Source organism: Citrobacter sp. Cm046 (genome assembly GCF_030333065.1).
In the GTDB taxonomy this organism is placed as follows: Bacteria; Pseudomonadota; Gammaproteobacteria; order Enterobacterales; family Enterobacteriaceae; genus Citrobacter; species Citrobacter murliniae.
Window position 1 is genome coordinate 102,598 of record NZ_JAOWGP010000044.1, and the last position, 18,218, is coordinate 120,815.

Consider the following 18,218-nt stretch of genomic DNA (forward strand, 5'->3'; position numbering starts at 1 on the left):
AGGCCTGGCCTGGCATGAACACTTTTTTTAGGCTTACCGCGTTAGCTGGTCTGCTTGCATTAGCAGGCCAGGCATTCGCTGTGGAAGACATCACGCGTGCCGATCAAATCCCCGTTTTAAAGGAAGAAACGCAGCATGCGACAGTGAGTGAACGTGTAACATCGCGCTTTACGCGTTCACATTATCGCCAGTTCGATCTGGATCAGGCGTTTTCGGCAAAAATTTTTGACCGCTATCTGAATTTGCTCGACTACAGCCATAACGTGCTGTTGGCGAGTGATATAGAGCAGTTTGCCAAAAAGAAAGCCGTCCTGGCTGATGAACTGCGTACGGGCAAGCTGGATGTGTTTTACGATCTCTATAATCTGGCGCAAAAACGTCGATTTGAACGCTATCAGTACGCATTAAGCGTGCTGGCGCGTCCAATGGATTTCACCGGTAACGACACCTTTAATCTTGATCGCAGCAAAGCGCCGTGGCCGAAAAGCGAAGCAGAGCTTAATGCTCTGTGGGACGGCAAAGTTAAATTCGACGAACTTAGCCTGAAACTGACCGGCAAGACCGATGCAGAAATTCGTGAAACGCTGACGCGTCGTTACAAATTTGCGATCCGCCGCCTGGCGCAGACTAACAGTGAAGACGTGTTCTCACTGGCTATGACCGCTTTTGCGCGCGAAATCGATCCGCATACTAACTACTTGTCCCCGCGTAACACTGAACAGTTCAATACCGAAATGAGTTTGTCTCTGGAAGGTATTGGTGCCGTTCTGCAAATGGATGATGACTATACCGTCATTAATTCTATGGTTGCGGGTGGCCCGGCGGCCAAGAGCAAGGCGATTAGCGTAGGCGATCGCATTGTCGGCGTAGGTCAGTCGGGTAAAGGCATGGTTGATGTCATTGGCTGGCGTCTTGATGACGTTGTAGCGCTGATCAAAGGACCAAAAGGCAGCAAGGTTCGTCTTGAGATCCTGCCTGCCGGTAAAGGCACTAAGACGCGTACTGTAACGCTGACGCGTGAACGCATTCGTCTGGAAGATCGTGCTGTTAAAATGTCCGTGAAAACCGTTGGCAAAGAAAAAGTCGGCGTACTGGATATTCCGGGCTTCTATGTCGGTCTGACGGACGATGTCAAAGTTCAGCTGCAGAAGCTGGAAAAACAGAATGTCAGCAGTGTGATTATCGATCTGCGTACTAATGGTGGTGGGGCTCTTACTGAAGCCGTTTCGCTTTCCGGTCTGTTTATTCCTTCTGGTCCGGTTGTTCAGGTTCGTGATAATAACGGTAAGGTGCGCGAAGACAGCGATACCGACGGCGTTGTTTACTACAAAGGTCCGCTGGTGGTGTTGGTTGACCGCTTCAGTGCCTCGGCATCGGAGATTTTTGCTGCGGCAATGCAGGACTACGGTCGTGCGTTGATTGTCGGTGAACCGACCTTCGGGAAAGGCACTGTACAGCAGTACCGTTCTCTGAACCGTATCTACGATCAGATGTTACGTCCGGAATGGCCTGCGCTGGGTTCAGTTCAGTACACTATCCAGAAGTTCTACCGTGTAAACGGTGGCAGTACGCAGCGTAAGGGCGTTACGCCGGATATCATCATGCCGACAGGTAATGAAGAAACAGAAACCGGTGAGAAGTTTGAAGATAACGCTCTGCCTTGGGATAGCATCGATGCGGCGACCTATACGAAGTCGGATAATTTGACGCCGTTCGGTCCTGAATTGCTGAAAGAGCATAATGCACGTATTGCGAACGATCCTGAGTTCCAGTACATCATGAAAGATATTGCCCGTTTCAATGCAATGAAGGATAAGCGCAACATCGCTTCTCTTAATTACGCCCAGCGTGAGAAAGAGAATAACGAAGATGACGCGATGCGTCTGGCGCGCATAAACGATCGTTTTAAACGTGAAGGCAAGCCGCCGCTGAAGAAACTGGACGATCTGCCGAAGGATTACCAGGAGCCGGATCCGTACCTGGATGAAACGGTTAAAATCGCGCTCGATCTGGCGCATCTGGAAAAAGATAAGCCAGCGGAACAGCCCGCAACAAGTCAGTAAAAACAAACAGGCACAAGAAATTGTGCCTGTTTTTTTTAACAAGCGCATGAAGTCGTCAGCCTGATACGATAAAATGTAAAGTTGTGTCTTTCTGGTGACTTAGCACGTATGCATGCTTGAAAATAGCTGTAAGACCCATACGATATGGGTAATCGCATAGTGCGTTTTGTTAAATTGAGGTTAAAAGAAAATTATGATGCGAATCGCGCTCTTCCTGCTGACGAACCTGGCTGTGATGGTCGTTTTCGGGCTGGTATTGAGCCTGACAGGGATCCAGTCAAGCAGCGTTCAAGGCTTGTTGATCATGGCACTGCTGTTTGGTTTTGGTGGTTCCTTCATTTCGCTGCTGATGTCCAAATGGATGGCGTTAAAGTCCGTTGGCGGGGAAGTGATTGAACAGCCCCGTAATGAAAGAGAACGCTGGCTGATGAATACTGTAGCTACACAGGCTCGTCAGGCTGGTATCGCTATGCCGCAGGTTGCTATCTACCATGCGCCAGATATTAACGCGTTTGCAACTGGTGCGCGCCGTGATGCGTCACTGGTGGCGGTCAGTACGGGCTTGCTGCAAAACATGAGCCCGGATGAAGCTGAAGCCGTTATTGCACATGAGATAAGCCACATTGCCAATGGCGATATGGTCACCATGACGCTGATTCAGGGCGTGGTGAACACCTTCGTAATCTTTATCTCGCGTATTCTCGCGCAGATTGCCGCTGGTTTTATGGGCGGAAACCGTGAAGAAGGTGAGGGCAGCAACGGCAACCCGTTAATTTATTTTGCGGTAGCGACGGTGCTGGAACTGGTGTTTGGTATTCTGGCGAGCATTATTACCATGTGGTTCTCGCGTCATCGTGAATTCCATGCGGATGCGGGTTCAGCAAAACTGGTTGGTCGTGAGAAAATGATTGCTGCACTGCAGCGTCTGAAAACCAGCTATGAGCCACAGGAAGCAACCAGCATGATGGCGTTCTGCATCAATGGTAAATCTAAATCGTTGAGTGAGTTGTTTATGACCCACCCTCCGTTGGATAAACGTATTGAAGCGTTGCGCAGTGGGGAATACCTGAAATAACCTGCGGAAGCATGAGAGAAAAGCGCGTCCCTGGATGCGCTTTTTTTTTACCCCTGAACCCGAGGTTGCGTAATACGTAAACCACTCACAATCGCGGCTACCGTGGCCAGAATACCTGCCGTCATTAACGACATGTGCGTCCCGCTGTCACCAAACTGATTCAGCATCAACGCGACTAACGCCGCACCGCTGCTTTGTCCCAGCAAACGTGCCGTCCCCAACATACCGCTTGCGCCTCCGCTACGATCCCGGGGGGCCGACATGATGATAGTATGGTTATTTGGTGACTGGAAAAGGCCAAATCCGGCGCCACAAAGTATCATCGGCCAGATGATATTAAAATCAGACGGTGAAGCGGGTAGTAGCATCAGCGAGAAAAGGCCAACAGCCATTGTCGCCAGCCCCATTGCCCCCAATAGTCCGGCATGTACCCGTTCAATTAAATAGCCAGCAAGTGGGGCCATGACCATGGTGGCTAGCGGCCAGGGAGTCAATAGCAAACCTGTTTCCACTTCACTGCGACCCAACGCGGTTTGCAGGTAAAAGGGGAGTGACACCATAGCTAACATCTGAGCGCAAAAAGAACAGATAGACGTGCCGATAGACAATGAGAAAAGTGGGATACGCAGCAAGTCGACCGGCAGCAGAGGGACTGGCAGTGACAGTTGACGGCGAATAAAGAAAAAACCGACCACGATCATCATCGCCAGTTCTATACCAATGAGCGTCAAAGACTGTCCCTGCGCAAATCCACTGAGTGCGGTAATCAGCAATCCGAAGGTCAGGGCATTCATCACCGCGCTCGGTAAGTCAAAACGTGGTGTTGACTGCCGGGCAGCATTGGCCGGTAAAAAACGCATTGCCAGTAGTAACGCAATAATCCCCAACGGCACGTTAATCAAAAATAACCATTTCCATGACGCAACGGACAGTATTGCTGCGGCAATTGTAGGACCGGCTGCTGAAGAGACCGCCACAATGAAGGAGTTAATGCCCATCCCCCGGCCAAGCTGGCGTTGGGGATAAATAAGTCTTATCAGCGCCGTATTAACGCTCATTAGCGCTGCCCCGCCAAAACCTTGAGCCACTCGCGCCAGCGTTAGCATTTGTAAGGAATCTGATAAGGCACAAAATAATGAAGCGAACAGAAAAATGACCAACCCACATTTATAAATACGTCGGTAGCCAAACATATCGCCCAAAAATGAGAGTGACAGGAGTGAGACGACAATCGCAATTTGATAGGCGTTAACGACCCAAATTGAACTGGCTGCGGAGGCCTGAAGATCTGCGGCAATCGTCGGAAGAGCAACGTTAGCAATTGCACCATCCAGCACTGCCATAGAGATACCAATAATAATGGTTAAAATTGCGCCATATCGCTGGGGCAATGGCAGGCCATCGGCCTGGATTCTTTCCATAGGAAGTCAATGTTGTCGGATATGATGATGAGAATAATGATATTAGCATTGATATTCAGGCGTTATGTCGCAGATTTGTAACTAAGTAAGCAAAGATGGATTGCGAGGGCCATTGCGTGAAATTATAATAAAAACCGGTTCTGATTTTTATAAAACACTCGTAATGAGGTGATAAATGGCTATCGCAGATCTGGATAAACAACCCGATTCTGTATCTTCCGTGCTGAAGGTTTTTGGCATCCTGCAGGCGCTGGGTGAAGAGCGCGAAATTGGTATTACCGAACTGTCGCAACGCGTCATGATGTCGAAAAGCACCGTTTATCGCTTTTTGCAGACCATGAAAACGCTGGGGTATGTGGCACAAGAAGGGGAGTCTGAGAAATATTCGCTGACCCTGAAATTGTTTGAGTTGGGCGCTCGCGCGTTGCAAAACGTTGACTTGATTAGAAGCGCTGACATTCAGATGCGCGAACTTTCGCGTCTGACAAAAGAGACTGTGCATCTGGGGGCTCTGGACGAAGACAGCATTGTCTACATTCATAAAATCGACTCGATGTACAATTTACGCATGTATTCTCGCGTAGGTCGTCGTAACCCATTGTACAGTACGGCTATTGGTAAAGTACTGCTGGCCTGGCGTGACCGTGAGGAAGTGAAGCAGATCCTCGATGGTATTGAGTACAAACGCAGCACTGAGCGCACAATAACCAATACTGATGAGCTGCTATTGCTGTTAGATAAAGTGCGTGAGCAGGGCTACGGCGAAGATAACGAAGAGCAGGAAGAAGGTTTGCGTTGCATCGGTGTACCAGTGTTTGACCGTTTCGGTGTCGTGATTGCGGGACTGAGTATTTCATTCCCGACCTTGCGTTTCTCCGAAGAGCGCTTACATGAGTATGTCGCGATGTTGCACACAGCAGCGCGTAAAATTTCAGAACAAATGGGTTATAACGACTACCCATTCTGATCTGGCTAGTTTTCGACATGTTAAAAAGCCCCAGATATTTTTCCGGGGCTTTTTTAATAGTCAATATAAGTTGAAGATGTAATAAATAACTTACCGGCTATATTGCTCTTATATTAACCGTTATCGACAACCACTGTGCTTTTGCGTAACACGGGGCAATCAGACAGACCGATGATACCGCTGTTGCTGTGAACGTACTGTGCGGTACTGGTGCCACGTGCGGTCAGATACTGGCATTGCAGACCGAGACCTGCCGCGTTCTCCTTGCTTCCTATCAAAACTCCGTAGCCACTGAGTAATAAACCAATCCAAACCAGAGCCAACAATACAATAGCGCGAATAATCAGACGCATTACAACCTCTTATCTTTTCTCGTTATTATAAGATTAGCTTGTACACTGGATGAAACAAGTGAATCATTCCTAAAAATATTTAATGCCGCTACAGTTAACGCTGGGTTTAGGTAACGCGTGATAATTTAGCAGCATAAAATCTGGATTCGGAGAGTGGAGTTGGAGTGAAAAAAATTCGATGGGTGGTTCTGATTGTTGTCGTGCTGGTGGGCATACTGATGTGGGCGCAGGTGTTCAACATCATGTGCGATCAGGACGTACAATTTTTCAGCGGCATTTGCGCCATCAATAAATTTATTCCCTGGTAAGCGCATTTTTGCAACAGTTGATTACCTTCTTGTGCGGCAGTGGTAAACTACGCTGTCTACATTGAGGTGGTGAAATGAACGAAGTTTTGAACTCTGGCGTGTTGAATTTTGCGTCTTTAGTTGTATCGGTGGTGGTTCTGGTAATCGGGCTTGTGCTGTGGTTTTTCATCAATCGTGCAAGTTCACGTACTAATGAGCAGATTGAGTTGCTCGAAGCATTGTTGGAGCAGCAAAAACGACAGAACGCTTTACTTCGTCGTCTTTGTGAAGCTAACGAGCCCGAGAAGGCAGCAGAGCCTGCGGTGCAAAAACAGGATGAAGATGACGACATCATCCGCCTGGTAGCAGAACGGTAGTAACCAGAAAGACAGGGTGAGAGTCTGCTGACATTGTTCTCAGATGCTTCATCCTGTCGACAACAATATCAAGATCATTTTCCGCTGTTTCGGTTGTGCAATACACGTGTGATCATGCACACAACGTCACTTCTCCAGACCTCCTGACCAATTAATTCCTTATTCCTGAAATGGCTTAAATATAATTATCCATACGTTAATAATATGATTATTGCATTTTTGTGATAGCGATCGTTTTTATTATCAGCGAAACGTTTCTCTAACTTTTTTGTGCATTGTCATCATTCTTTCATTATTTTTCTGCAAAATCAGAATGCGGATCCCATTTTTACCGTTGTGATAATTTATGCATTACTAAGCATAAAAAATGATATTCAGCACACGACGCATCAGAGAATCTGGAACAACCGAACCTATTGAGCTATGGTAGAAATGTCCCGGCAATGGCGCAAGCCAGTTGGGGCAGGGCGAGGGCGGTATGGATATATCCTTACTCGATTTGGCGCATAACTGTGCAGTCGCTGTTTGATGAACTTCTGGATTTGTGCGACCGATCGAGACACGTTTAAAAATGGCTTGCCATTATTATCGTTGTATGTGATAACACGTTTTGGGTTAAACGAGGTACAGTTCTGTTTATGTGTGGCATTTTCAGTAAAGAAGTCCTGAGTAAACACGTTGACGTTGAATACCGCTTCTCTGCCGAACCTTATATTAGTGCCTCAAGCAGTAATGTCTCAGTTTTATCTATGTTATGCCTGCGGGCGAAGAAAATACTCTAAGGAATTTTGCAAATGGCAAAGATTAAAGGTCAAGTTAAGTGGTTCAACGAGTCTAAAGGTTTTGGTTTCATTACTCCTGCTGACGGCAGCAAAGACGTGTTCGTACACTTCTCTGCAATCCAGGGTAACGGCTTCAAAACTCTGGCTGAAGGCCAGAACGTTGAGTTCGAAATTCAGGACGGCCAGAAAGGTCCGGCTGCTGTTAACGTAACAGCTATCTGATCGATACCACTGATTTGAAGCGCCCAGGCGCATCAACCTCAGATATAAAGCCTCGCATATGCGGGGCTTTTTAATTCAAATTACGTCAAAACATTTCTGAATGCCCTCCCATTAGCGCTTTGTTGCAAAGGCACGAAGTTCGTAGCATTGTTTTTCCCGCTTTCTCTCGTCAATTCCCGTTAAATCAGTCACCTGAAAAACTATCTTGCTGGAGGTCGGGTGAAAAAGAGAAACGACGGCGATACACGCAATTTTACTCCCGTACGTTTTGCCCTGCTCTGCGTGGCAATATTGTTGAGTCTGGGGTTGTTACTTGGTCGGGTGGCATGGCTGCAAATTGTTACGCCAACGAGTCTGGTAAAACAGGAAGATATGCGTTCTTTACGTGAGGTGACAACGGCCTCGCCACGCGGAATGATTACTGACAGAGAAGGGCGTCCGCTGGCAGTAAGCGTACCGGTTAATGCTGTCTGGGCCGATCCTAAGATCATTATTAGCAAGGGGGGAGTTGGATATAGCGAACGCTGGCAAGCGCTGGCAAAGACGCTGCATCTGTCGCTTAGTACACTGGCTGCACGGGTTAACAGCAATCCTGCCGGACGTTTTATCTACCTGGCTCGACAGATTTCACCTCAGCAAGCTGAATGGATCGATAAGCTCAATCTTCCGGGTATCAATCTGCGCGAAGAGACCCGTCGCTTCTATCCCGCAGGGCATGTCGCTGCCAACCTGATTGGCTTTACTAACATTGATGGTCAGGGTATCGAAGGGATTGAGAAAAGCTTCAATGCCCAGTTGATGGGTAAACCGGGTTCCCGGCTGGTACGTAAAGACAAATTTGGGCATGTAATAGAAAATATCACCGAAGTAATGCCGGTACCTGCACATGAATTGCAGCTTAGTATTGATGAACGTTTGCAGACAGTAACCGAGGACGCGCTGGACAATGCTGTTTCGTGGAACAGGGCAGAGTCCGGTGCTGCAGTGCTGGTCAGTATTGCCACGGGTGAAATTCTCTCTATGGCAAGTTTCCCTGACTTCAACCCCAACAACCGCGACGGTGCGGTGCTGGATGATTTTCGCAATCGTGCGATTAGCGATACTTTTGAGCCTGGTTCTACCGTCAAGCCGCTGGTAATTATGACGGCTCTTCAACAGGGAATTGTGCAGCCAGACAGCGTGATTGATACTCATCCTTTTTATGTCGATGGGCATCGCATTCGTGACGTAGGATTTTATCCTGAACTATCTTTGACCGGTATTTTGCAAAAGTCGAGCGATACTGGTGTCTCCCATCTCTCACTTGCAATGCCCGTACAGCGCTTGCTTGATACCTACAAAAGCTTTGGTTTTGGCGATCTTACCGGGTTGGGATTAACCGGTGAAAGCAACGGTCTAATGCCCCAGAGGCGTTACTGGAGCGATCTGGACCGTGCAACTTTCGCGTTTGGTTACGGTTTGATGGTGACGCCGCTACAGCTGGCGCATGTTTATGCCACGATTGGCAGCTTTGGCATTTACCGACCGCTTTCCATCACCCGTATCGACCCTCCGGTCATTGGCAGACGCGTCATGCCGGAAGCGTTAGTTCATCAAGTTGAACATATGATGGAAAGTGTCGCTTTACCTGGTGGCGGGGGAACAAAGGCTGCGGTGAGAGATTATCGGGTTGCGGTTAAAACCGGTACGGCGAAAAAAATTGGCGATGACGGTAAATATGTCGATAAATACGTGGCCTATACCGCAGGTGTCGCTCCGGCAAGCGACCCTAAATTTGCACTGGTGGTCGTTATCAACAACCCACAAAATGGGGCTTACTATGGTGGCGCAGTATCGGCTCCTGTATTTAGCCAGATAATGGGGGACGTTCTGCGTCTGGAGAACGTTAAACCGGATGGAATGCCCGCCGACTCGAGCCATTTGCTGGTTATGCACGACGATAAGCTCTCTGCACCATCGTTGTAAGTTATTTTCCCGGGGCGTAATTCGCGTTACACTTGCGCCCCGAAGTCATCAGCCGGAGTCGTCATGTCGTTTTCCTGTCCCCTTTGCCATCAATATCTTACTCAAGATAAAAACAGCTTTATATGCCCTCAACGACATCAGTTTGACGTGGCTAAAGAAGGGTATGTCAACTTACTTCCTGTTCAGCATAAGCGGTCGCGAGATCCCGGTGACAGCGCAGAAATGATGCAAGCACGCCGGGCATTTCTCGATGCCGGACATTATCAGCCGCTGCGCGATGCGATTGTGAATGTACTGAAAGAAAGACTCGTGTCAGAGCAGGCGGCGATTCTTGATATCGGCTGTGGGGAAGGGTATTACACGCATGCTTTTGCCGACGCGATAACGGGCAACTCAACATTCGGTCTGGATGTTTCAAAAGTGGCGATTAAGGCCGCAGCCAGGCGGTATCCGCAGGTGACATTTTGCGTAGCATCAAGTCATCGTTTGCCATTTGCTGATGCATCAATGGACGCCATTGTCAGGATTTATGCCCCCTGCAAGGCGCAAGAGCTTGCCAGGGTTGTTAAACCTGGCGGATGGGTGATTACGGCCACGCCGGGACCGCTTCATTTAATGGAGCTGAAAGGGCTGATCTATGACGACGTGCGTCTGCATGCGCCCCATACCGAGCAACTGGAAGGCTTTGACCTGCAACAGAGCATTGCGCTGGGATATCAGATGCAACTGAGCGGCAGTGAGGCAGTGGCATTACTGCAAATGACACCGTTCGCCTGGCGGGCAAAACCGGAGGTCTGGGAGACGCTGGCGGGGAAAACGACATTTGACTGCCAGACAGACTTTAGCATTCATATCTGGCAGCGTGAAAATTAACCGTGGAAATGTGCCCAGAGGATCTGGGCACCGATGCCAATCAGTACCAGCCCACCCAGAATTTCAGCCCGTTTGCCCAACATCGGGCCGATAAAGCGACCAATCATCATTCCCAGTGTAGACATTATTAGCGTGGCACAGCCTATGGCCAGGGCAGTTGCGATGATGTTTACCTGCAGGAAAGCCAAACCCACACCGACAGCCATCGCATCCAGACTGGTGGCAATCGCGGTAGTGACCAGCAGCCAGAAACCATGTCGACGCTGCGGCTCTTCATCTTCATCATCGTTGTCGCGGAAGCCTTCAATGATCATTCGTCCGCCCAGAAAAATCAGCAGGATGAACGCAATCCAGTGGTTCCATTCGAGTACAAATTTACTTGCCAGCATGCCCATACCCCAGCCGATCAGCGGCGTGAGTGTTTCAACTGCGCCAAAAATAAGGCCAGTACGCAGGGCTTCTGAGAATTTGGGTTTATGTAGGGTGGCACCTTTGCCAATCGATGCTGCGAAGGCATCCATCGACATGCCGAAAGCGAGAAGAACAGTAGCGGTGATATTCATAACAGCGTCCTGACCGGGGTATCCATATAACACATCACTGCCCCCAGTAACCATACATGTCAGAACACGCGGTTCATAAAGCATGCATTGCAGTTGATGTGTCTATGGTCTCGCCTGACTAATTATGATTAGTCCGTACGTGCCACGTCTTGCGACGAGTATGTTGACACGTACATTTCCGGATTCTGGAAATCGGCTACTCCCCAACGACGGGCGCAACCTTAACATATTTTGAGAATATAAAACAAGAAAGGGGGAAATATTATTTGACTTCTAATTGAAAACGATTTTCATTTAGATTTAAGTGTGGATAAAACGTTAAAATAAATAACATTCATAGCGCCAGAATATAGCCTTAGCTATGTTGTGTTTTCGGTGAAATACAAAAAAACATAGTTTAGGCTATCTTTTTAACTTATTGATTTGAAATTAAAAGTTTATATATTTTTTCGAGATCGTCTATATTTCGTACGCGAATGAGCAATCGTCTCTGTTCTAATTGCATTACCAGTACGCCATCTTCAGATAAATTCATTTCTTTTATCCGGTTATATTCAATCCAGACATTGGCGAAGAAGAATCCTTTTTGTTTAAAGATGATTTTTGGGGTGCGGATCCAGAACAGATATATCCCCATTAGTACCAGTGCACATAATAACCATGTGGTGAATTGCGCCCCGTGGCTGGTGATGTTGTTGTAGATAAGAATAACGATCAGCCCAATGAAGATGACGCTATCAACACGGCTACGAGGAAGCAGGGGAACTGCGAGCAGAGTAGGGCCATTACGGCGGGGCATGATGAACTGATCGTAAATAGCAAACGCCAGTAGCGATAAGATAAAAAGAACCAGCACCAGGTCCGTGATAGTCATGAATCCTCAACCCTCTAAATAGAAAAACCGGGGGCATGCCCCCGGTGATGTACAGCACTCTTACAGGCCGAGCAGGCCGACAGAGTAACCCGCGATACCGATGACGAAGAAGCCAACGATGATCCACAGGGCGTTAACTTTCTTACGTAGCAGCCACATACAGGCGAAGGTCAGCAGCAGAGGCACCAGGCCCGGCATCAGCTGGTCAAGGATAGTCTGCACGGTGGTAACGCGAGTCTGACCATCCTGACCGGTGATAGTGGAAACCACCAGCGGAATGTTTACATGCGTCCACTTGTTAACCAATGCTCCCATGACAAACAGGCCGAGGATTGACGCCCCCTCAGTCAGTTTCTGCAGGAAGCCGCCGCCCATATCTTTAACGATATCGACACCTTTGCGGTAACCGTAAGCCACGCCGTAGTAACGCGTAGCCAGACGAACCAGGTTAAACAGGATAAAGAACAGCAACGGACCCAGCAAGCTGCCACTCATTGCGATACCGGCGCCGAGTGCGGCAAATACTGGACGAACGGTTCCCCAGAAAATAGGGTCGCCCACGCCTGCCAGCGGTCCCATCAGACCAACTTTGATACCGTTAATAGCACCATCGTCGATATCTGCGCCGTTAGCACGCTGCTCTTCCATCGCCAGCGTTACGCCGAGTACTGGTGCCGCTACGTACGGGTGGGTGTTGAAGAATTCCAGGTGACGCTTAATAGCCTGTTTACGTGCGTCGTTGTTCTCCGGATACAGACGGCGGATAGCCGGTACCATGGAGAAGCAAAAACCCAGCGCCTGCATACGTTCGAAGTTCCATGACCCCTGAAACAGGTTAGAACGAATGAACACGCCACGAATGTCACTCGGAGTGAGTTTTTTCTCGGTGGTAGTTTTAGTCATATCAACCATTTCGCTCACCTGCTAGTCCAGTTCGTTATCAAGATCGTTATTACCAGCAGCCTGCGCTGGCGCACCGGCTACGCGGTTATATTTCGGGCTCAGCTGAATGTAGAGGATGGCCATAACTGCGCCAATCACACCCAGAGCAACCAGGTTGAAGTTAGTAAACGCCGCAGTGACGAAGCCGAGGTAGAAGAATGGCATCAGATAGCCTGCACGCATCATGTTGATGACCATTGCATAACCGACTACGACGATCATACCACCAGCAATGTTCAGGCCACCGGTAACCACTTCAGGAATGGCATTCAGCATGCTCTGGACTTCACTGGTCCCAACAGAAATCGCCACGATAACCGCCGGGATAGCGATACGCATTGCCTGCAGGAACAGAGAGGACACATGCAGCCAGGATAGCGCCGTCAGGTTGCCACTTTCGGCTGCCTTATCCGCGGCGTGCTGGAATGCAACGGTGATGGTACGAACAATGATGGTCAGAACCTGGCCTGCTGCTGCCAGTGGGATAGCCAGCGCGATACCGGCACCAATGCTTTGATGGCCCGCGATAACCAGAACAGTAGAAATAATTGAGGCCAGTGCGGCATCCGGCGCAACAGCTGCACCGATGTTCATCCAGCCGAGGGCGATCATTTCCAGGGTACCACCGATGATAATACCGGTTTTCATATCCCCGAGAACGGCGCCAATCAGCGTACAGGCCACCAGCGGACGGTGGAACTGAAATTCATCGAGCACCGACTCCATACCCGCGATACATGCGACGATGAACACCAGCACAATCTGAAGAGTGGTAATCTCCATTGTACTTCTCCTATTGCTATACAGACTTAAGTGTGAAAACTAAGTAAATGCCAGGTGGTTATTTCGCCGCTTTGGCAATCAAATCCATCATTTTCAATTTCTGATCGGTAGAAACTTTACGGGCTTCGAGCTCAATACCGCGCGCGTTGAGTTTCTTGAAGGCTTCGATGTCTTTTTCATCAACGGAAATTGCGTTATTTACCTGAGTTTTACCCTGACGGAAAGCCATGCCGCCAATGTTCACGGAGGTAATTTTCACGCCACCTTCGACGATACGTTCTACGTCGGTCGGATTAGTGAACAGCAGCATCACACGTTCGCCAGCGTATTTTGGGTTGTTGTAGACGCGAATCATTTTTGCGACATCAACCACGTGCGCCGTAACACCTGGGGGAGCAACCTGAGTTAGCAGCGTTTTACGTACGGTATCTGCTGCGACTTCATCACTGACGACGATAATACGGGTTACGTTAGTTTCTTTGGTCCAGCGAGTTGCCACCTGACCGTGGATTAAACGGTCATCAATACGCGCCAGGCCGATGTGCATATAATCGTTCGGTCCCATTGGTTTTGCGGGCGTTGCAGCTTTTGGTGCTACAACCGGGGCTGGCGTGGCTTTTTCAACCGGTTTTGCTTTCAGCGCTTTCACGCCTTCGCTACCGGTTTCAACCGCCAGAGCGACTAATTCGTCGAAGCTTGGGTTGTCATCGCGCGCCATGAACGTTTCTACCAACATCGGAATGTTCACGCCGGCGATCACTTCGTAATGCTCTTTATCGACGACAATGCGGCTCGCAGCGTTGAACGGACTGCCTCCCCATGTGTCAACGAGAAACAGCACGCCTTTACTGGTGTCGAGTTTTGCCAACTGAGCGTTGTACTTTTCAATCAGCGTTTCGGCATTTTCGCCTGGAACGAAATCGATCCAGCCGACATTTTCCTGCTCGCCTAACAGCATTTCTGCTGTTTTAAGTAACTGCTCTGCAGCCCAACCATGTGTGCCTATTACAATAGCAATGGTCACTTGCTACCTCCTTTATTATCGTTAACACATCAACATGAAGATGTATTTTGAATCGTCGTCCGCAATCGAATCGATTCAGATAAGGGTTACAAAGAAAAACATATGATTTCGTGAATTATTTTAGATATCGAAAAAATTATTTTGTGTGATGAAGATCCGTAAATTAACTTCCGATGAAAAGAAATTTCGAAGAGTAAAATATCTCCGAAACAACTTATTGCAAAGGAAGGTAAATCTTTGCTAAAAAACGGTTGTCTCTGTTATGTTTAGCATATGTTTAATAACTCAGGAGTATAGGGTAGTAGCCCACCGTATGGATCGTCACCGACGTCATTTCACCTTTAGGCCGTATCACGCCTGTCAGTTTGGCACTTTTTGCCACAAAATTTTTCTGCATATTGCTTTAACGCCTGAGATGTTCAGGGCGCAGTTTGGTCATTCTTTAAGCAGGAGCTTGTCATGGAATTCTTAATGGACCCCTCGATTTGGGTGGGTTTGCTCACGCTTGTTGTTCTCGAAATTGTTCTGGGTATTGATAACCTGGTCTTTATTGCGATTCTGGCTGATAAACTGCCGCCTAAACAGCGGGATAAAGCACGTCTGATCGGGTTGTCACTGGCACTGGTTATGCGTTTAGGCTTGCTGTCCGTTATTTCCTGGATGGTGACGCTGACAAAACCGCTTTTCACGGTGATGGAGTACGCGTTCTCCGGGCGAGACCTGATTATGCTGCTGGGGGGTATCTTCCTCTTGTTCAAGGCCACTACCGAGCTACATGAACGGCTGGAAAACCGAGAACACGATACCGGCCAGTCAAAAGGCTATGCGAGCTTCTGGGTCGTAGTGACGCAGATTGTTATCCTGGATGCGGTCTTCTCCCTGGACGCAGTAATTACCGCGGTGGGTATGGTGAACCATCTGCCGGTTATGATGGCTGCTGTCGTGATAGCGATGGCGGTAATGCTGCTGGCATCAAAGCCGCTGACACGATTTGTGAATCAACATCCAACGGTCGTGGTGCTGTGTCTGAGCTTCCTGCTGATGATCGGTTTGAGTCTGGTCGCCGAAGGGTTTGGCTTCCACATTCCGAAAGGTTATCTGTACGCGGCCATTGGCTTCTCGATCATAATCGAACTGTTTAACCAGATTGCCCGCCGTAACTTTATTCGCCACCAGTCGACATTGCCGCTGCGTGCACGTACGGCCGATGCCATTCTGCGTCTGATGGGCGGTAAGCGTCAGACCGGTGCGCAGCTTGAATCTGACAATCCGGTGCCGGTACCTGTACCAGAAGGGGAGTTCGTTGAAGAAGAGCGTTACATGATCAACGGCGTTCTGTCCCTGGCATCGCGTTCATTACGTGGCATTATGACGCCGCGTGGTGAAATCAGTTGGGTTGATGCTGACCTGAGCGTGGCGGAAATCCGAGAACAGCTGCTCTCTTCTCCGCACAGCCTGTTCCCGGTGTGTCGTGGTGAGCTTGACGAAATTATCGGTATCGTTCGGGCAAAAGAGCTGTTGGTGGCGCTTGAGGATGGCGTAGATGTGGCTGCGATTGCTTCAGCCTCTCCGGCTATCGTTGTACCGGAAACGCTGGATCCGATTAATTTGTTAGGTGTATTGCGTCGTGCCCGCGGTAGCTTTGTTATCGTCACTAACGAGTTCGGTGTTGTCCAGGGGCTGGTGACACCGCTGGATGTATTAGAAGCCATCGCCGGTGAGTTCCCGGATGCCGATGAAACGCCCGAGATAGTTGCCGAAGCGGGTAGCTGGCTGGTGAAAGGTGGAACCGATCTGCATGCTCTGCAGCAGGCGCTGGACGTTGATACGCTGGTGGATGAAGACCAGGATATCGCCACGGTGGCTGGATTGGTGATTGCGGTTAACGGCCACATTCCGCGTGTCGGAGATGTTATTGAGGTCGCTCCGCTGAGCATTACGATTGTCGAAGCCAACGATTACCGTGTGGATTTAGTTCGCATTGTTAAAGAACAATCGGCTCACGACGAAGACGTATAATTCGGTTCAGCGAAACGGCATAAGGGGCATGATATGGCCCTTATGCCGGGCGGGTGGTGGCGTACTGCCCGCCAACCATTTAGGAAAATCACGCAGCGGCATCGGCTGGGCATAGAGAAATCCCTGCAATACATGCACGCCATGACGCCGCAAATGTTGTGCCTGCGCCTGCGTTTCTACCCCTTCAGCCACCAGTTCAATATTTAGTTTTTTCCCCAGCGCGATGATGATGTCGGTAACCGTCGAGTTCACGGCGTCAGTGCCGATCGCGGAGGTGAATGATTTATCAATCTTCAGAATATCCGGACGTAACTTTTCCAGCCAGGAGAGTGAGCTGTTTCCGGTACCAAAATCGTCAATGGCCAGTTTAATCCCCATACGATGTAATTCGCGCACTACCCGATAATCCACATCAAGCAAGGCATCACGCTCAGTCAACTCAATGACTAACTGCTGAATAGGGTGCTGGCTGAACCAGTATTGGTTGAGATCTTTTAACAGCGTTCCATGGCGAAAATGGCTGGCGGCAACGTTGATACCGATATGAAACTGGCTGCTCATCGGGAAAACGTGTCGTTGCTGAATGGTTTCTGCAATGACATGGCGGGTCAGCGGTACGATCAGGTTGTGCTCTTCAGCAATAGGAATGAAAACTTCAGGCGAAATCCAGCCCTGACGGGGGTTATTCCAGCGCAAGAGGATTTCAACACCGGTGCACTGTTGGGTGCTGGCATTTAGCAGAGGCTGGCAAAATAACTCAAACTCGCGTGCAGCGAGGGCCAGATTGATTTCCCAGGAAAAACTCATTCTGTTGGCCGTAGCCAGCCATGCAAGGTAGCCCACTAACAGGCTGAGCATCACCGCTAAGGGTAATTGAGTAGGCAGATTTTTTAACGCCAGCTCGCTGGCCCCAGGGCCTGTAACGCTGATTGCGAAAGGAAAATGTTGTGATGACAACTGGTAGCTTTTTTCATCATCAAGTGCAGGCAGCGTATCTACAACACCTTGACCGTAAAGCAGGTGACGGTTGCCGACAGTCAGACTTGCTTTGGTTATCTGCGGCGGCTGAGGCTCAAGCAGCATCGTTGATAACAAATCAATATTGACGATCTCCAGAACGCCATCTTCACCATCAACAGACGACGGATACCATTGCGTAAGAATAGGGCTGCCTTTGATAAGCGAATGGTCGGTAGACAACAAAAGCTGCGGCTCCCTGCTGGGCAACTCAGGTTGTAGCTGGCGAATTGGGGTATTGCGATAACCAAAAATGCTTGAGCAATAGAGAATGCCGCGCTGGATCAGGCTTATAGAGCGCACTGTCTGTAGTCTGGCGGCATGTTTGCTCAGGGGTAAACGCGCCACGGAACAGGGCAAACCTATCAACGGCAGTAGCACATCGCGTCCGGCCTGTAGGGGAAGGAGCACGTTATCCAGCGCTTCTACGGCATGATTGGCAAAAGTGACAGTGTAATGGTGATTTAAATTACGCTCCGAAATAAATCGGGCAGACAATGTGAGTATGAGCGTCAGCAGTGCACAAATTGTGCAGACGATTAAGCGGTTACGACGATAAGTTTTGATGATCCGTTGTGCTGTTTGCATGCGGGCCGCCCGATAAGCCGTTG

General features: G+C 49.1%; 19 protein-coding genes and 1 riboswitch. Of the genes, 11 read left to right on the plus strand and 8 right to left on the minus strand.

The genetic code is table 11. The annotated features are described in order from the left end of the window. The first annotated feature begins 14 nt into the window (after positions 1-14). Complete coding sequence (gene prc / locus OGX98_RS18430) at positions 15-2,063, plus strand: carboxy terminal-processing peptidase (protein WP_200011078.1); 2,049 nt, start codon at positions 15-17, stop codon at positions 2,061-2,063. Positions 2,064-2,256: 193 nt separating this feature from the next. Continuing rightward, positions 2,257-3,138: a protease HtpX gene (htpX, locus tag OGX98_RS18435; RefSeq protein ID WP_045444014.1), complete on the plus strand. Its 882-nt coding sequence runs from the start codon at positions 2,257-2,259 to the stop codon at positions 3,136-3,138. 47 nt (positions 3,139-3,185) lie between these two features. Here the strand turns inward: htpX and OGX98_RS18440 are convergent, their stop codons facing one another. After that, positions 3,186-4,559, minus strand: coding sequence for an MFS transporter (locus tag OGX98_RS18440; RefSeq protein WP_286595721.1), 1,374 nt, complete (start codon positions 4,557-4,559; stop codon positions 3,186-3,188). Positions 4,560-4,734: 175 nt separating this feature from the next. On the opposite strand from OGX98_RS18440, the gene kdgR reads away from it, so the two are divergent. Then, on the plus strand, positions 4,735-5,526 hold the full coding sequence (gene kdgR, locus OGX98_RS18445; RefSeq protein ID WP_045444008.1) for a DNA-binding transcriptional regulator KdgR: 792 nt from the start codon (positions 4,735-4,737) through the stop codon (positions 5,524-5,526). A 113-nt stretch (positions 5,527-5,639) separates the two neighbouring features. Here the strand turns inward: kdgR and OGX98_RS18450 are convergent, their stop codons facing one another. Further along, complete coding sequence (locus OGX98_RS18450) at positions 5,640-5,879, minus strand: YobH family protein (protein ID WP_045444005.1); 240 nt, start codon at positions 5,877-5,879, stop codon at positions 5,640-5,642. Positions 5,880-6,043: 164 nt separating this feature from the next. On the opposite strand from OGX98_RS18450, the gene mgrB reads away from it, so the two are divergent. The 6 genes from mgrB to rlmA all read left to right on the plus strand — a co-directional run bounded on the left by mgrB (position 6,044) and on the right by rlmA (position 10,385). Further along, the gene (gene mgrB / locus OGX98_RS18455; RefSeq protein WP_045443992.1) at positions 6,044-6,187 is read left to right on the plus strand and encodes a PhoP/PhoQ regulatory lipoprotein MgrB; all 144 of its coding nucleotides are present in this window, start codon (positions 6,044-6,046) and stop codon (positions 6,185-6,187) included. 74 nt (positions 6,188-6,261) lie between these two features. Continuing rightward, the gene (locus OGX98_RS18460) at positions 6,262-6,543 is read left to right on the plus strand and encodes a YebO family protein (protein WP_045443989.1); all 282 of its coding nucleotides are present in this window, start codon (positions 6,262-6,264) and stop codon (positions 6,541-6,543) included. Positions 6,544-7,181: 638 nt separating this feature from the next. Next, positions 7,182-7,325, plus strand: a complete 144-nt coding sequence (locus OGX98_RS18465) for a DUF2627 domain-containing protein (RefSeq protein ID WP_003034983.1) — start codon at positions 7,182-7,184, stop codon at positions 7,323-7,325. Between the two features lie 12 nt (positions 7,326-7,337). Then, positions 7,338-7,547: a transcription antiterminator/RNA stability regulator CspE gene (gene cspE, locus OGX98_RS18470; protein WP_001062678.1), complete on the plus strand. Its 210-nt coding sequence runs from the start codon at positions 7,338-7,340 to the stop codon at positions 7,545-7,547. Between the two features lie 219 nt (positions 7,548-7,766). Continuing rightward, positions 7,767-9,512 carry a peptidoglycan DD-transpeptidase FtsI2/PBP3(PARA) gene (ftsI2, locus tag OGX98_RS18475; protein WP_286595722.1) on the plus strand — a complete coding sequence of 582 codons (1,746 nt, stop codon included), beginning with the start codon at positions 7,767-7,769 and terminating at the stop codon, positions 9,510-9,512. 63 nt (positions 9,513-9,575) lie between these two features. After that, positions 9,576-10,385 (plus strand): 23S rRNA (guanine(745)-N(1))-methyltransferase, encoded by an 810-nt coding sequence (gene rlmA, locus OGX98_RS18480; RefSeq protein WP_286595723.1) that lies wholly within the window; start codon positions 9,576-9,578, stop codon positions 10,383-10,385. Here rlmA and mntP read toward each other — a convergent pair. The 5 genes from mntP to manX form a co-directional block, all read right to left on the minus strand. Further along, positions 10,382-10,948 carry a manganese efflux pump MntP gene (gene mntP, locus OGX98_RS18485; RefSeq protein WP_045449666.1) on the minus strand — a complete coding sequence of 189 codons (567 nt, stop codon included), beginning with the start codon at positions 10,946-10,948 and terminating at the stop codon, positions 10,382-10,384. The two genes, rlmA and mntP, sit on opposite strands and share 4 nt — an antisense overlap. A gap of 116 nt (positions 10,949-11,064) precedes the next feature. Continuing rightward, a riboswitch (yybP-ykoY riboswitch) is annotated at positions 11,065-11,165 on the minus strand. A 198-nt stretch (positions 11,166-11,363) separates the two neighbouring features. After that, positions 11,364-11,822: a DUF986 family protein gene (locus tag OGX98_RS18490; RefSeq protein ID WP_045443977.1), complete on the minus strand. Its 459-nt coding sequence runs from the start codon at positions 11,820-11,822 to the stop codon at positions 11,364-11,366. Positions 11,823-11,882: 60 nt separating this feature from the next. Continuing rightward, entirely contained in the window at positions 11,883-12,734 is an 852-nt protein-coding gene (locus OGX98_RS18495; RefSeq protein WP_045443974.1) for a PTS mannose transporter subunit IID, read from the minus strand. Positions 12,735-12,746: 12 nt separating this feature from the next. Beyond that, positions 12,747-13,547: a PTS mannose/fructose/sorbose transporter subunit IIC gene (locus OGX98_RS18500; protein ID WP_045443971.1), complete on the minus strand. Its 801-nt coding sequence runs from the start codon at positions 13,545-13,547 to the stop codon at positions 12,747-12,749. Between the two features lie 58 nt (positions 13,548-13,605). After that, positions 13,606-14,571, minus strand: coding sequence for a PTS mannose transporter subunit IIAB (gene manX / locus OGX98_RS18505; RefSeq protein ID WP_045443967.1), 966 nt, complete (start codon positions 14,569-14,571; stop codon positions 13,606-13,608). Between the two features lie 313 nt (positions 14,572-14,884). On the opposite strand from manX, the gene OGX98_RS24115 reads away from it, so the two are divergent. Then, positions 14,885-15,043 (plus strand): protein YoaL, encoded by a 159-nt coding sequence (locus OGX98_RS24115; protein WP_404979409.1) that lies wholly within the window; start codon positions 14,885-14,887, stop codon positions 15,041-15,043. Continuing rightward, the gene (gene yoaE / locus OGX98_RS18510; protein WP_045443964.1) at positions 15,031-16,590 is read left to right on the plus strand and encodes a CNNM family cation transport protein YoaE; all 1,560 of its coding nucleotides are present in this window, start codon (positions 15,031-15,033) and stop codon (positions 16,588-16,590) included. The genes OGX98_RS24115 and yoaE overlap by 13 nt, the downstream gene beginning before the upstream one ends. 6 nt (positions 16,591-16,596) lie before the next feature. Here the strand turns inward: yoaE and pdeD are convergent, their stop codons facing one another. Further along, positions 16,597-18,195 (minus strand): cyclic di-3',5'-guanosine monophosphate phosphodiesterase PdeD, encoded by a 1,599-nt coding sequence (gene pdeD, locus OGX98_RS18515; RefSeq protein ID WP_048221311.1) that lies wholly within the window; start codon positions 18,193-18,195, stop codon positions 16,597-16,599. Positions 18,196-18,218 lie beyond the last annotated feature (23 nt).